This is a genomic window from Aliidiomarina sanyensis (assembly GCF_003987175.1).
Taxonomy (GTDB): Bacteria; Pseudomonadota; Gammaproteobacteria; order Enterobacterales; family Alteromonadaceae; genus Aliidiomarina; species Aliidiomarina sanyensis.
Window position 1 is genome coordinate 79,038 of sequence record NZ_PIPM01000007.1, and the last position, 14,544, is coordinate 93,581.

Below are 14,544 nucleotides of genomic sequence, written 5' to 3' on the forward strand. Positions count from 1 at the left end.
GGGGCTCTGATGGAGAAAATACGTGACAGCCAATTCGGACCAGAGTAGTAGTCGTTCTGGTCAACTCACTGCGTCATTAACGACCACGAGAACGTTGCCTGAAGGCCACGTTCTCGCAGGTCGTTTTCGCATTTTAGGCGCGATAGGAATTGGTGGTCAGGCGCATGTCTACGCGGCCCGAGATGAAATTCTCGGCACAGATATTGCGGTCAAATTGATTGCGCCCCAACACGCACTGGATGTCGAACAAGTTCGTCGTCTCCGCCAAGAAGTCCTCCTCGCCCGCGAATTAAACCATCCAAATATTGTTCGGGTCTTCGAATTTTATCAGGACGGTCAATGGGTATTCTTCACCATGGGCTTGATTGGAGGGCGGAGTCTTGCTGAATTTCTGCATGAAGGAATTTCAAGAAAGCAAACTGAACGTTGGAGCAGTCAACTTCTATTAGCACTTCAAGCCTGCCACGGGCATGACATCACGCACGCGGACGTCAAACCGGAAAATATCTTAATTGATGAGCGCGGGAATTTGGTGCTGCTCGACTTTGGGATTGGGGTTCACGGCGATCTAGTTCGCCCGGACTTCGCCGGTTCGCAAGGCTACAAAGCCCCTGAAGTGACTCAATTCGGGAAGGCGACACCGCGCAGCGACAGTTACTCGAGTGGCCGATTACTGTCCGATATGTTGGCTGCAACGCATAAGCGTTTATGGCATGTGGGCGATTGGCGATGGTACCTTCGCTTAAAGCGAGTCGCAAAACAACTCAGTAAACCCCTCGCCCACCAACGGATAAGTGTTCAAGAAGCACAAGAACGTCTGACCCCCTCCTCACAACGGAATATGACATACACAGGCGCGGGCATCGCCCTCTCGGTGGTTGTCATGTTGTATTTTGTCTGGACATCGCCGGTCGGTGAGCAAAGTACCTCACCCGCTTCAGAGATGCAGACGACTCGGATTGCGATAGTCTATAACCCAGACGATTTTCTCTTAAGCGGAATCGCTGAGCTCCTCCAATTGCATTTGATCACACAGCGTGGTGTTGATGTGATTGAACAAGACCGTGTCGATACGCTGATGAGAAATTTGGGCTTGAGGCCATTTCGTCAGCAAGAGCATCGTAATCGCTTATCGCAGCTTGTGAATGCCGATGTCTTAGTGATGTTGCAAAACAGCCAATTATCGCAAGACGATTCGCCTCGAGTTCAGCTTTTGATTGCTGAAATGCCCGGGAATCGCCTCTATGGGGCATTTCAAGGTACGGTTAGCAACGATGTTCTCCCCCAAACGATGGAGCAGTTGCTGAGTCATTTGAATGAACAGCTTGCCCTTCCTACGCGTCAACCGATCGTTCGTCCTGAAGAGTTGCAACGAGTCGAGCCTGTACTCCGGGCTATTCGAGAGGGGCGGGACGCCGAGGCTGCGCTATTTGCGCAATCGCTTCAAGAGGAATGGCCCGAGTTTGCAGGAGGTTGGTTGGCAGGAGCCCGCCTGTCAGCGAACCGCGGAAATCTACAAGCGGCACGCGATCAGTTAGCTCGGGTATTCGAACTCTCGCAAGACGATGACTACTGGCATTTAGAGGCAAGAGCACTCGAGGCTGAAATGGCAGGGGACGTTACCGCAGCCATTGCGGTGACGGATCGGTTAATTCAAGTCTTCCCGGGACGTGCAGGTTTACTGGATCGGCGAGCGGAATTGGCGCTTTGGCAAGATGATGCAGAAACCGCTATTCAAATGTACCAAGCTGCATTAGAGCTTGACCCGAGTTCCGCAGAGCGTTGGTTCGAGCTCGCGCGGCTTCGTATTATTCAAGGTGAAATTCAGCAGGCTCTCGATAATGAACTGACTCAAGCACTGATTAAATTTCGTCAACAAGAGAATATGCGTGGCCAGGGTATGGTCCTCAATGCTTTCGGAGTCGCCTACCTTCGCTGGTCAGATCCAGGCACTGCGGTGCGCTATTTTAACGAGGCACTCCAGTTCCGAACCGAAGAGCGAGATCCCGCGGGCCGCGCGGTGACGCTCGCGAACCTCGCAAATGCAAAGAGTATTCAGCGCCAGTACTCGGAGGCTGAGGCTGCGCTTGCAGAAGCTTCAGTGTTGTTCTCACAGAATAACGATCAACTTGGATTAGCGCAGGTAGAGAATGAATGGGGCATTTTACTTGAGGAGCAGGGGCGCTACCGTGAGGCTCTGACGCATTATCGACTCGCGTTGGATTTGCGCGTAGAAGCGGGCGCTACATTGCAGCAAGCAGAAAGTATCAACAACGTTGCTTACATGCATTTCCTCATGGCGGATTTTAGTCAAGCCGATATTTTTTGGAAGCAATCGTTGAACATCTTCACTCGAATTGGGGATCAGAGCGGGATTTTGCGCACTAAACTGAATCTGGCGCACTTAAGTCTGACACGAGGTGATTACACAAGCGCAACTCAAATTCTCAGCGATGTGCTTGAGCAATCGCGCGATCGGCGACCGGAAGAAGAGCTTGTAACTCAATATTTTTTGAGCCATCGAAATTTCTCTTTGGGGCTCGTACAAACTGCAATGCAAAACAGTATGAGAGCGCTTGAGCTCGCGGAGGAAATTGGAAATATCCGTGCGGTGATTGAAACGCGAATTTGGATTGCAGAAATGTGTGCACAATTGGCAGATAGTGTGTGCATCACCGAGCAAATTAACGTGTTGAGTGAGCAGCCAGAACATTTGAATGCAGAGCAGGAAATCCTCGTGGAATGGCTTACAAAGACCGTCGCTGTCTACGAGCAACGATACACTGCCAGTGATATCGCGGTCTTCTGGTCCAAGTTCCGCAAACAGCTTCTGCCGGTACAGACCGAACTGCGTGTACTCCTATTAACCCTTGAATTGCATCCAGCGCCAAAAGATAGCTGGCAATGGGAGCGAGTGCGTGAATTAACACGTCCAGTCATGTATAAAGAACATATGCATGGCTTGTATTTACAAGCGGTGCAATTTAATGATGAAGCAGCACGCGAAAACTTACGTAGAATGCTGCAAAACTATCCTTATCACTGGCGTAATCATTTGTATTATGAGATTTTTAGTGATGAGGACTCGCAACGACGCGCCGATGAATTACGCAGTGCATTGTTCGAGCATATGACACCCGACCAGATTGAGGCATATCAGCGCGTCTATGAGCGATCCGAAACTCAAGATCGAGCAAGAAATTGAGGCCCTTCGGCGCAGTCAGGCGGAGCTACGCCAGCTATTACAGCAAGAGCAAGATACCCTTCGTGACCTCGCTCAACGGCTATGGAGTCAGCAGGAAGCAGAACGTGCTCGGCTTTCCCGTGAACTCCATGATGGTTTAGGTCAGCTGCTAACCGCATTAACGCGACGTTTGCAGAGCGCGGCGGACAGTGGTGCTATCGATTGCGAAATCCCCGAAATTGCTACACAAGCCCTCGATGATGTGCGTCAGATGTCGCGTCTCATGCGGCCTCGTATTTTAGATGACTTGGGTCTTGAGGCAGCACTTCATTGGCTGGTTCGGACCCTATGTGAGGGAAGTGACGTTCGCACGGATGTGCGGGTGGATATAGATACCCCAGTGGACTCCGCATCAAGTATACTGGTGTTTCGTATTGCGCAAGAAGCATTGACGAATTGCGTGCGACACGCGAATGCGTCAATGATAAGTTTGTATGCAAGTCGCGCGGGAACAACACTGCGCCTTGATGTCATAGATGACGGTTGCGGTTTCGACATGGACACAGTTGAACAAGGGGTTGGGTTGTCGAGTATGCGTGACCGAGCGGCGGCATTTGCAGCCGACTTTGAAGTACGGAGCCGTCCGGGTGGCGGCTGCCACATAAGTGTATTGGTACCCCTATGACAACATATGAAAATAAGATCCGCCTTGTAGTAGCGGACGATCACACCTTGGTTCGCCAAGGAATAGTTCAAATGCTCAGTCAGCATCCCGAGTTTGACGTTATTTGTGAGTGTGAGGACGGATTAGCTCTCGTGCAGGCTGTCGTAAAGCATAGCCCGGACGTGATTTTGATGGATATCTCGATGCCCAAAATGAATGGCTTGGTGGCCATTGATCGGGTCATCCAACAACGGTCCGATGCAAAAGTGCTGGTGTTAACCATGCACGATGAAATTGAGTATATGGTTGCACTGCATCGGGCCGGTGCGCGCGGCTATTTATTAAAAGAGTCGTCGACGGATCAGTTGGCGACGGCCATTAAAGCAATCCACAAGGGTCGCACGTACTTTCCTGACGTATTGGAAAAATCATTGGAGCGAACCGCCAGTGGTAAGCAAAAAACCTTTTCGCTGCTGGGTGCCTTAACGCGTCGTGAGCGAGAAGTGTTTTTCTTGGTGGTTCAGGGTCATACAACCAAAGACATTGCTGGGTTGTTGGATTTGAGTCATAAGACAGCGGAGAATCATCGTGGGCGGGTGTTGGCCAAGCTGAATGTAGCGAATACTGCAGAATTGATTCGCCTCGCTGCCCGAGAAGGATTGCTTGAATAAGCTTATTTTTCTGAGGAAATAAAAAAGCTGCCCGAAGGCAGCTTTTTTGTGCATCAGCACGGCGTTTGCACTCAGTCTTATTTTGACTTGAGTGAACCAAAACGCTGTTTGAAGCGATCCACGCGACCACCAGTATCAAGCACTTTCTGCTTACCAGTGTAGAATGGGTGGCACTCAGAACATACGTCGATGTGGAAATCTTCACAACGGGTAGAACGAGTTTTGAATGTGTTACCGCATGAACAAGTGACGTTCACTGTTTCATACTTAGGGTGGATACCTTCTTTCATGGGGTTACCTCAGTTCAGGCCGCATCGCCATCCGTGCTTTCCACGAACACCACGCGCAATTCAATTCGATTTAGTTTAGCTCAATCGGCTCTCGCAGAGCCCAATTAAGGCCGCGGATTATAGAGCGTCTTGAGCAATTGATCAAGAACCGTCCATCTACCCATAGGTCAGATTCTGACAGGATCAAACTATCCGCGCTTCCCTTGAGCGTGGTAGCATACTTTGAGAATAAATCAGGCAGGGTTGCGACAATGAGTGAGAATGACGGAAAGAACTGTGTGCGGGTTGCCGTGCCGGTGCCAATGCGCCGTCAATTCGATTATTGTTTACCACCCACGCTCCCCTCTCCTCAGATCGGTGCGCGCGTCCGGGTTCCATTTGGTTCCCGTGAACTGATTGGCTATGTCACCGCAGTTGATATCACGACCGACACCCCTATCAATAAGCTCAAAACCATCTGTGCGGTTACGGATCCCGAACCACTATGGCCTGAAAAGCAGTGGGAGCTCTTACAGTGGGCCGCTCAGTATTATCATCATTCCTTAGGTGAAGTCCTCACTCACGCAGCGCCCATTGCTCTGAAACAGGGCGAGCCACCAAGTTATCAGCTGGTTCAAATTTATGCTTTGAGTGATGCGGGCCGCGCGCTGGAACTCCAAAATCTGGCGCGTGCTCCACAACAGCAACGGATCGTGGCCTTACTGAAAAAAGGCCCGATGACACAGGCCGAGTTGCGCGATGAAGATTACCGCCCGTCCGCATTGAAAACATTGTGTGAGAAAGGCTTTGTGCATGTTTCTGAGGAGCAAAAGGGGTGTGATGCGTGGTCGTTCAGCTTAGGCGAGGAGCCCCATGCCCTGAACCCTCAACAAGCGGTTGCCGTCGCTGCGATAAAAACCGGCCTGCAAGATGCCGAGACACGTGTGTGGTTGCTTGAGGGCGTTACTGGAAGTGGGAAAACCGAAGTGTATTTGCAGGTCATGGCGCAGGTGCTTGAGCGCGGACAGCAAGTATTGGTGATGGTGCCGGAGATTGGCTTAACACCTCAGACGGTCGCGCGTTTTCGGGCACGCTTCGAGGTGCCGGTTGTCGTGTTGCATTCGGGACTGAGCGACCAAGAACGGTTACAAGCCTGGTTACAAGCGCGTGACGGCCATGCTGCGATCATTATTGGCACCCGTTCGGCCATTTTCACTCCTATTAAGAATTTGGGCCTGCTCATTATTGATGAAGAGCACGATGCGTCGTTCAAGCAACAGGATGGCTTTCGTTACAATGCACGAGATCTAGCGATCAAACGCGCGCATTTAGAGGGATTTGGGGTCATTCTTGGGTCGGCGACGCCTTCCTTAGAAACATTAAGCAATGCGTTGCAAGGGCGTTATCACCACCTCGAACTAAAACATCGAGCGGGAAATGCCCAAAATGCCCGTCATCATGTGTTGGACCTAAAGCAGCAACGGATGCAGCATGGCTTGTCTGAGCAACTTGTGAATACCATGAAGTTGCACCTCGAGCGGGGCAACCAAGTTTTACTGTTTCTAAATCGTCGAGGATTTGCACCCGCCATGCTGTGTCATGAATGTGGGTGGGTCGCTGATTGCCAACGGTGTCAAGCGAGCATGACGGTACACCAACATAATCACACCTTGCAATGTCATCACTGTGGCGCTCAGCAGCGGATTCCCCGTCAGTGTGGTGGTTGTGGCAGTACCCACTTGATCAGTCGTGGGGTGGGGACCGAGCAGCTCGAGCAAACCATACAGTCGCTTTTCCCTGACTACTCAGCGGTGCGCATTGATCGTGATAGCACGCGAAGAAAAGGTCAGTTAGAGGCGCATTTAAATGCGGTGAGCGATGGGAAGCATCAAATTCTCATTGGCACCCAGATGTTGGCAAAAGGACACCATTTCCCAGATGTGACCTTGGTGGCGCTGTTGGATGTCGATGGTGCCCTATACAGCGCTGATTTTCGGGCCCCTGAGCGCCTTGCTCAATTGTATGTGCAGGTGGCAGGGCGCGCGGGGCGTGCCTCAAAGGTCGGAACGGTCGTCTTGCAGACTCACCACCCAGAGCATCCGCTCATTCAAGAACTCGTCAACAACGGCTACGGTGATTTTGCACGCACGGCCCTTGCAGAGCGTGCGCAAGCATTGTTGCCCCCTCATGCGGCAATGGCGCTCTTTCGTTCGGAAGCACTTGAGCAACATGCAGCGGAGGCCATGTTGAATGCTATTGCGGAAACCTTGAATGAAGCCGGCGTCCCAGATGTTGCGGTGATTGGCCCCCTGCCAGCGCCTTTGGCACGTAAAGCTGGGCGCTATCGTTATCAGCTTATCCTGCATGCAAGTCAGCGTGCGTCCTTGCATAAGTTATTGTTATCTAAGCTGAGTTCGATAGAAACCTTGCCTGAAACACGGAAGGCGCGTTGGAACCTCGACATTGATCCGCAGGATTTCACGTAAGAAGCGTGTTTGAGCGGTTTTTTTTGCGTCGCTGAACGATTAAACTATCGGCCATACGAACGAGCCCGCTCCGGCAGCATCAATCAGGTGGCTCACTCTTTTTTCTATCCCGAATACGATTTTTTAAGGTTGTCTGGCTCCCATGAAACAAAATATTGAAGCGTTACTCCAATCTGCGGTGGACACTCTGATTCAAAACGGCACGCTCCCAGCCGATGTGTCGCCCCGCATTCAATTGGATCGTCCGCGCGACAAAAGCCATGGAGATTTTGCCAGCAACCTCGCCATGATGTTGGCGAAGCCGGCCAAGCAAAACCCTCGTGCACTTGCCGAAGCCATTATCGCAGCCTTGCCGAAGAACGATATCATCGGCAAAGCAGAAATCGCTGGCCCCGGTTTTATCAATTTCACAGTGGATCGTAGCCAGTTAATTGCCCAGCTTGAGGCAGCGTGGTCAGATGCACGCCTTGGTGTTCCACTGGCAGAAACACCAGATATCGTAGTGATTGACTACTCGTCACCGAATCTTGCCAAAGAAATGCATGTGGGCCATTTGCGCTCCACCATTATCGGTGATGCGGTGGCGCGGACCTTGCAACTGCAAGGGCACAAAGTCATTGCACAAAACCATGTGGGCGATTGGGGCACGCAGTTTGGTATGTTGCTGGCGCATATGGAGGATGTCCAAAAAGAAGGGGCATCTGCCGAGCTCCAGCTCAGTGATTTAGAAACCTTCTATAAAGCCGCGAAAAAGCGCTTTGATGATGAAGCAGGTTTCGCTGATCGGGCGCGCAGCCTGGTGGTGAAACTGCAATCGGGCGATGCACATTGCAAAGCCTTATGGATGCAGTTTATCGAGACGTCATTGGCCCATTGCCAAGAAGTGTATGACCGCTTGAATGTTCAATTGAAACGGTCGGACGTGATGGCTGAATCCGCATATAACGACGACCTCGCCAACGTCGTGATCGATCTTGAAGCGAAGGGCCTGTTGGTCGAAGACCAAGGCGCAAAGTGTGTTTTCTTAGAGGAATTCAAAGGCAAAGATGATGAGCCCCTGCCGATTATCGTGCAGAAAAAGGATGGTGGTTATCTATATGCAACGACCGACCTTGCAGCAGTTCGGTATCGTGCGGGGCAGCTAAACGCCACGCGAGTGATTTATGTGGTCGATGCGCGTCAGTCATTGCATTTCCAACAAATCTTCACCCTGAGTCGCAAGGCAGGTTACGCCAGTGAATCAACCAGCTTGGAGCACCTTGGTTTTGGAATGGTGCTTGGTAAAGACGGTCGCCCGTATAAGAGCCGCGATGGAGGCGTCACGAAACTTGCGGATCTGTTGGATGAAGCAGAGCGACGTGCAGCAGATTTGATTGCAGCCAAAAGCACGGACTTGAGTGCACAAGAACAGGCCAATGTTGCGCGCGTGGTTGGGATCTCATCGGTTAAATATGCGGACTTATCGAAAAACCGGACCAGCGATTATGTATTTGATTGGGATACGATGCTGTCATTTGAAGGGAATACCGCGCCTTACCTGTTGTATGCTTATACTCGAGTCAATAGCTTGTTCCAAAAAGCGGGCCTGACCCATGACGATGTTCAGGGCAGCATCGATTTGGCAACCGAGCAAGATGAAGCATTGGCTGCAAAGCTGGCGCAGTTCCCAGAAATCATCGCCACGGTGGGTGCGAAAGGAATGCCTCACTTCTTGTGCGGCTATCTGTTTGAATTGGCCGGTGCATTCTCATCGTTCTATGAAGCCTGCCCTATTTTGAACAGCGATGATGATGCACTGAAGCAAAGCCGCCTGAAGTTGGCGGCACTGACCGCACGGACCTTGCAACAAGGTTTGGCGTTGTTAGGTATTGAAACGCTCGAAAAGATGTAATGGACCCGCTCACACGTTGCGCGGTAAACCAATAATAATGATGTGGAACCCCTATGCCAGTTGATTACGCAAAGAAAGGAGCGCCAAAGAAACGCAAGCCTGCACCGAAAGGTCGCGGAAAAGGAGGGCGTTCTCGCGGTGCTGTGCGGAATCAAGGGCAAGGGGGGCAAAAACCGCCGGTAAAGCAGGTCGTGATCGCGCTGATTGCCGTGTTGGCCTTTGCATTTGGTCTGTGGTTTTTAAAAAGCGGTGAGCCTGAGCGGATCGTTTCGAGCCAAGACTCCCCGAACGCACCAACCGAGCGTGAGCTCGACCCGCTACCAGAAAAGCCAGAAGAACGCTGGACATACATTCGTGAACTAGAAACACGCACCGTTGAGGTGGACGTGCCAGAGCGCCAAGAGGCCCGTCCGCGGCTCATGCAGTGTGGCTCATTCCGCAACTACGCCGATGCAGATACCTTGCGAGCACGCATTGCCATGCAAGGGTTCGAATCGCAAGTGCGTGAAAGTCACGGCAGCAACGGACGTTGGTTCCGTGTGATTTTGGGTCCGTTTGAGAATCTTCGCGCAGCCCAACGCGTGAACAATCAACTGCAACGCTCGGGTATTTATGGTTGCCAGATCTGGTTGTGGAACCTCGATTAAGCATCTTTACGTCGCTTGATTCGCTTCTCCCTATTGAAATCCTGAATGGTCGCCCGCATTTCCTCTTCCATGACCGATAAAGAGGAAATGACATGACCACAATCGTATCCGTTCGTCGTGGTGACAAAGTTGCTATCGGCGGCGATGGCCAGGTTTCACTGGGCAACACTGTCATGAAAGGCAATGCACGCAAAGTGCGACGCTTGTACAACGGCCAAGTACTGGCCGGATTTGCCGGCGGAACCGCCGATGCGTTCACGTTGTTCGAACGCTTTGAAGCTAAACTTGAGAAGCATCAAGGACACCTGACCCGTGCTGCCGTTGAGCTGGCTAAAGATTGGCGGACGGACCGAATGTTGCGCCGCCTCGAGGCACTGCTTGCGGTTGCAGATAAGACGACTTCACTGATTATTACTGGCAATGGTGACGTGGTTCAGCCGGAAGATGATCTTATCGCTATCGGATCAGGCGGCCCGTTCGCTCAGGCGGCAGCACGCGCCTTGCTTGAAAACACCCAATTAAGCGCACCTGATATTGTTGAAAAGAGCCTCACCATTGCAGGCGATATCTGCGTATACACCAATAGTTTCCAGACCATCGAGACGCTCGATGCCGAGTCTGCCGGTTAAACCCGAGCGAGGAGTTCCCATGTCGAACATGACCCCACGTGAGATTGTGGATGAATTAAACCGTCATATCATTGGCCAGCAGAGCGCAAAGCGTGCGGTGTCTGTGGCCCTTCGTAACCGCTGGCGGCGGATGCAGCTTGACGAAGAGCTGCGCCAAGAAGTCACCCCCAAGAATATCTTAATGATTGGCCCAACAGGCGTCGGTAAAACGGAAATTGCCCGGCGCTTAGCGAAGCTTGCGAACGCACCATTTATCAAAATTGAGGCGACTAAGTTCACTGAGGTTGGCTATGTCGGGAAAGAAGTCGATTCGATCATTCGGGATTTGACGGATACCGCGGTCAAGATGCTCCGCGAGCAAGAGATGGCCCGTTTGCGTCATCGCGCCGAGGATGCGGCGGAAGAGCGTGTGCTGGACGCATTATTACCCCGCGCGAAGAAAACCTGGGGTGAGGAGCACGAACAGCGCGTCGATGAGCAAGAAAACACGCGGCAGGTATTTCGCAAAAAACTGCGCGAGGGCAAGCTCGACGATAAAGAAATTGAAATTGAAATCTCCATGCCGCATATGGGGGTCGAGATCATGGCTCCGCCGGGCATGGAAGAGATGACCTCGCAATTACAGAGCATGTTCCAGAACATGGGCTCTGGAAAAGCCAAGAAGCGCAAGCTCAAGATCAAAGATGCAATGAAGCAATTGGTCGAAGAGGAAGCGGCCAAAATGCTCAACCCAGAGGAAATTAAGGAAAAGGCTATCGAAGCGGTTGAGCAAAATGGCATCGTGTTTTTGGATGAGGTCGATAAAATCTGTAAACGTGGTGACAGCAGTGGTCCCGATGTAAGCCGCGAAGGGGTGCAGCGTGATTTGTTGCCCTTAGTGGAAGGTACGACTGTCAGTACGAAGCATGGGATGGTGCGCACCGATCATATCTTGTTTATAGCGTCGGGCGCATTCCAAATGTCGAAGCCTTCGGATTTGATCCCCGAGCTCCAGGGACGCTTGCCCATTCGGGTTGAGCTCAGTGCGCTCACGACCGAAGACTTTGTGCGAATTCTGACCGAGCCGAATGCCTCATTGACGGTTCAGTACCAAGCGTTGATGCAGACTGAAGGCGTGGATGTGTCGTTTACCGAGGACGGAATTCGCCGCATTGCCGAGATCGCTTGGCAGGTGAACGAGAAAACCGAAAACATCGGAGCTCGCCGCTTACACACGGTACTTGAGCGTCTAATGGAAGAGGTTTCGTTTAACGCATCGGATATGGAGGGCACCACGCTTACAGTCGATCGTGAGTACGTGAATAAGCACTTGAATTCGTTGGCTGAGGATGAAGATTTAAGCCGCTTTATTCTCTAACGCGGTTCAAATAATTACGCGTTTAGTGTGCTAGGGAGAGGGTCATCCTCTCCCTTTTCTTTATTTTGCAGTAGAAAATCACGCCAGAAGTTGCGCAGTAATCCGCGGGATTTCTCCTCGCTTACAGGTGGCGAGAAGTAGAAGCCTTGAACCGAGTCACAGCGCATCTCAACGAGCAGAGCAAATTGTTCTGCAGTCTCAACACCTTCGGCAACGATCTGCTTGTTCAATACATGAGATAGCTCAATCAGGGTGCGAACAATAGTGGAGTCTTCTTCACTGGCGAGCAGTTCATTGATAAAGCTGCGATCAATTTTAATTTTGTCGACGGGCAGTTTGCGTAAGTACGCCAGTGAGGAATAGCCTGTACCAAAATCATCAATCGCAACGCGAACACCCATTTTCCGTAAGCGATTCAGGACATTCATCCCCGTAGCCACGTCCGACATTGCGACGTTTTCGGTGATCTCAAGTTCCAAATCACCAGGCTGCAACTGGTATTCACGGAACAGTCGTCGGAGTTTATCGATCAGTTCGGGTTGCTGAAAATGCTTGGCGGACAGGTTGACTGCAATGGGTAGAACCTTCTCGCCTTGAGCACGCCAACGAGAAATAAGCTTCGCACAGTGCTTGAGGACCCAATCATCCACCTCAGCCGACAGACCAAGCTGCTCGACAAAAGGCAGGAAGTTGTCGGGATTGAGCATGCCCTTGGTGGGGTGTTGCCAGCGGAGGAGTGCTTCAAAGCCACTCAAAAACTGGGTCCGGACATCAAAGATTGGCTGCAAGTGGACCACAAATTGATTGTGCGTCAGGGCACGCCGCAGCTCCGGCTCCATATCGACCAATTTAATGTATTGTTCGTCCATCCCATCGCGATACAGCATGACCGAGGGGTTCTCAGGCAACTTGGCATTGGCGAGGGCAATGTTTGCTTTACTGAGCAGGCCTTCTGGATGCGCACCTTGGTGTGGAAAACGCGCGACACCAATGCTGCAACTGATATTGAGACTTTTTGCATCAATCAGCATAGGCTGTTGCAGAAGCGTCTGCACTTGGTGCGCAAGGTTGGAGACAGCTTCTCGTGTCTTCATGTGATCATACAGCACCACAAAGACGTCACCGCTAATCCGCGCCACCGATAACGGCCGTTGCTGGAGATTCTGCAGCCGTTGGCTGATCTCAACGAGTACCCGGTCTCCACCCCGTAACCCGAGGGTATCATTGATGGCTTTAAAGCGATCCACGCCCAGCATAAAGACGCTGAGTTCACGCCCGTCGCCACGACAGGAATCTAAAAATACCGGGAGCTTGGTCATGAGCTCTTCGCGGTTTTCAATCCCGGTGAGGGCGTCGTGGCGGTTCATATATTCGGCTTTTTGCAGCGCATCAATGGCTTTGTGACGCTCTGACTCGAGCAACCAAATCGTAATCCCCAGCATGGCAGCAGTAAGGAACAGGATGTTAATGATGCCATCCACAATCCACAAGAATTGCGCCCCTAACCACACACTATCAAGGAGTTGTAAGCTGACCAAAAAGCCATTTTTCAACGCTTGAATAAGGAAGGCGAATGCAATCAAGCGTGGGCCCATGGTGGGCGTAGACAGAACTAAAATAACGCTACCAATCATTCCAAGCGTGAGCGCACTAATGACATACAAGCTGGCCTCTCGGAAAAAAGGTTGCCAAATGCTCGGTTCAGCCCAGGTTACGAGTTGCGTGGACGTAAGGACCGCGATAAGGAGGCAGGCACCATAAATCCACCAGCGCACACGCTTTTCAGGAATGCTGTTAACGGTGATATCAAAGACGCCAATGGTTAGCACACCCAGCGCCAGATAGGTAAGAAAATAGCTGAGGGTTTCGAGGGTTGCGACCACATGACTCGAAAGGGCTAACCAATCACTTTGCGCGATGACTATGAGTGCGGAACTCAGTCCAAACCAAACCGCCCCGTAAGACCAAAAACGAAGATAGGAACGTTTATAAACTCGGAAGTAATAGGAAAGGAGGAGCGCAAAGCCAAGCACCATGAGGGCTTGTCCGGCGTTTGTCGCAGCAAGTACCGCTCCATCGCTAAAAGGCATACACGATTCTTATTATTATGTGTGTGCACAAATTAAACGTGCTTTTATGACATAAATCAAGCAGAGAACGTTTAAAATTGCCCCGACCAGTATTCCTTTCGCACCATCCCATAAAAGGTTTATACTACCCCTCAAGCCTGAACATCCTAACCCCCGCAGGAGCGTTTCTATGGAATACAATACCTCGGAACTTTGTGACTTGTATGCAGATCAAGTCGACGTGGTCGAGCCAATGTTTGTGAACTTTGGCGGCCGACCTTCATTTGGTGGTCAAATTGTGACGATCAAATGCCATGAGGATAAGGGGTTGATTGAAACGGCCCTCGAGCAACCAGGCGCAGGAAAAGTCCTGCTTGTCGACGGTGGTGGCTCCATGCGCCGTGCGCTGATCGATATCGCGATTGCCGAGCTGGCATTGGAAAATGACTGGGAAGGGATTGTCTGTTACGGCTGTGTGCGTGATGTAGATGCTCTCGAGGATCTCGATATCGGGATTCAGGCACTCGCCTCTATTCCAGTTGGTGCGCCGTCAGAAGGCGTGGGTGAGACGGATATCGCAGTGAACTTTGGCGGTGTGACCTTCTTGCCTGAGGATCATCTCTATGCTGACAGCACTGGGATTATCTTGTCACCGGAAGCACTCGACATCGAGTAAT

The 14,544-nt window shown here is 51.5% G+C and carries 11 protein-coding genes; 9 read left to right on the forward strand and 2 right to left on the reverse strand.

The annotated features are described in order from the left end of the window. The first annotated feature begins 22 nt into the window (after window positions 1-22). Genes CWE11_RS07965 through CWE11_RS07975 form a run of 3 tightly spaced genes read left to right on the forward strand, consistent with a single transcriptional unit; the run spans window position 23 to window position 4,519 of the window. Complete coding sequence (locus tag CWE11_RS07965; RefSeq protein ID WP_126777089.1) at window positions 23-3,205, forward strand: serine/threonine-protein kinase; 3,183 nt, start codon at window positions 23-25, stop codon at window positions 3,203-3,205. Beyond that, complete coding sequence (locus tag CWE11_RS07970; RefSeq protein ID WP_126777090.1) at window positions 3,168-3,869, forward strand: sensor histidine kinase; 702 nt, start codon at window positions 3,168-3,170, stop codon at window positions 3,867-3,869. Before CWE11_RS07965 ends, CWE11_RS07970 begins: the two co-directional genes overlap by 38 nt. Beyond that, window positions 3,866-4,519: a response regulator gene (locus CWE11_RS07975; protein WP_126777091.1), complete on the forward strand. Its 654-nt coding sequence runs from the start codon at window positions 3,866-3,868 to the stop codon at window positions 4,517-4,519. Before CWE11_RS07970 ends, CWE11_RS07975 begins: the two co-directional genes overlap by 4 nt. A 77-nt stretch (window positions 4,520-4,596) precedes the next feature. Here CWE11_RS07975 and rpmE read toward each other — a convergent pair whose 3' ends face one another. After that, entirely contained in the window at window positions 4,597-4,809 is a 213-nt protein-coding gene (rpmE, locus tag CWE11_RS07980; RefSeq protein WP_126777092.1) for a 50S ribosomal protein L31, read from the reverse strand. 251 nt (window positions 4,810-5,060) lie between these two features. Between rpmE and priA the strand changes: the two genes are divergently transcribed. The 5 genes from priA to hslU all read left to right on the forward strand — a co-directional run bounded on the left by priA (window position 5,061) and on the right by hslU (window position 11,798). Next, window positions 5,061-7,274, forward strand: coding sequence for a primosomal protein N' (priA, locus tag CWE11_RS07985; RefSeq protein WP_126777093.1), 2,214 nt, complete (start codon window positions 5,061-5,063; stop codon window positions 7,272-7,274). 142 nt (window positions 7,275-7,416) lie between these two features. After that, window positions 7,417-9,165, forward strand: a complete 1,749-nt coding sequence (gene argS, locus CWE11_RS07990; RefSeq protein ID WP_126777094.1) for an arginine--tRNA ligase — start codon at window positions 7,417-7,419, stop codon at window positions 9,163-9,165. 53 nt (window positions 9,166-9,218) lie between these two features. Then, window positions 9,219-9,812 carry an SPOR domain-containing protein gene (locus CWE11_RS07995; protein ID WP_126777095.1) on the forward strand — a complete coding sequence of 198 codons (594 nt, stop codon included), beginning with the start codon at window positions 9,219-9,221 and terminating at the stop codon, window positions 9,810-9,812. A 92-nt stretch (window positions 9,813-9,904) separates the two neighbouring features. Continuing rightward, a complete protein-coding gene (hslV, locus tag CWE11_RS08000; RefSeq protein ID WP_126777096.1) occupies window positions 9,905-10,441 on the forward strand; it encodes an ATP-dependent protease subunit HslV in 537 nt (178 codons plus the stop codon). Between the two features lie 19 nt (window positions 10,442-10,460). Continuing rightward, complete coding sequence (hslU, locus tag CWE11_RS08005) at window positions 10,461-11,798, forward strand: HslU--HslV peptidase ATPase subunit (RefSeq protein ID WP_126777097.1); 1,338 nt, start codon at window positions 10,461-10,463, stop codon at window positions 11,796-11,798. A 14-nt stretch (window positions 11,799-11,812) separates the two neighbouring features. Here hslU and CWE11_RS08010 read toward each other — a convergent pair whose 3' ends face one another. Then, the gene (locus tag CWE11_RS08010; protein WP_126777098.1) at window positions 11,813-13,888 is read right to left on the reverse strand and encodes a putative bifunctional diguanylate cyclase/phosphodiesterase; all 2,076 of its coding nucleotides are present in this window, start codon (window positions 13,886-13,888) and stop codon (window positions 11,813-11,815) included. 169 nt (window positions 13,889-14,057) lie between these two features. Here CWE11_RS08010 and rraA point away from each other — a divergent pair, with 169 nt between their 5' ends. Further along, window positions 14,058-14,543, forward strand: a complete 486-nt coding sequence (gene rraA, locus CWE11_RS08015) for a ribonuclease E activity regulator RraA (protein WP_126777099.1) — start codon at window positions 14,058-14,060, stop codon at window positions 14,541-14,543. Window position 14,544 lies beyond the last annotated feature (1 nt).

Coding starts and splice junctions, on each gene's coding strand:
- CWE11_RS07970 (WP_126777090.1), top strand. CDS start 3,168: ATGAGCGATCCGAAACTCAAGATCGAGCAAGAAATTGAGGCCCTTCGG.
- CWE11_RS07975 (WP_126777091.1), top strand. CDS start 3,866: ATGACAACATATGAAAATAAGATCCGCCTTGTAGTAGCGGACGATCAC.
- rpmE (WP_126777092.1), bottom strand. CDS start 4,809: ATGAAAGAAGGTATCCACCCTAAGTATGAAACAGTGAACGTCACTTGT.
- priA (WP_126777093.1), top strand. CDS start 5,061: ATGAGTGAGAATGACGGAAAGAACTGTGTGCGGGTTGCCGTGCCGGTG.
- argS (WP_126777094.1), top strand. CDS start 7,417: ATGAAACAAAATATTGAAGCGTTACTCCAATCTGCGGTGGACACTCTG.
- CWE11_RS07995 (WP_126777095.1), top strand. CDS start 9,219: ATGCCAGTTGATTACGCAAAGAAAGGAGCGCCAAAGAAACGCAAGCCT.
- hslV (WP_126777096.1), top strand. CDS start 9,905: ATGACCACAATCGTATCCGTTCGTCGTGGTGACAAAGTTGCTATCGGC.
- hslU (WP_126777097.1), top strand. CDS start 10,461: ATGTCGAACATGACCCCACGTGAGATTGTGGATGAATTAAACCGTCAT.
- CWE11_RS08010 (WP_126777098.1), bottom strand. CDS start 13,888: ATGCCTTTTAGCGATGGAGCGGTACTTGCTGCGACAAACGCCGGACAA.
- rraA (WP_126777099.1), top strand. CDS start 14,058: ATGGAATACAATACCTCGGAACTTTGTGACTTGTATGCAGATCAAGTC.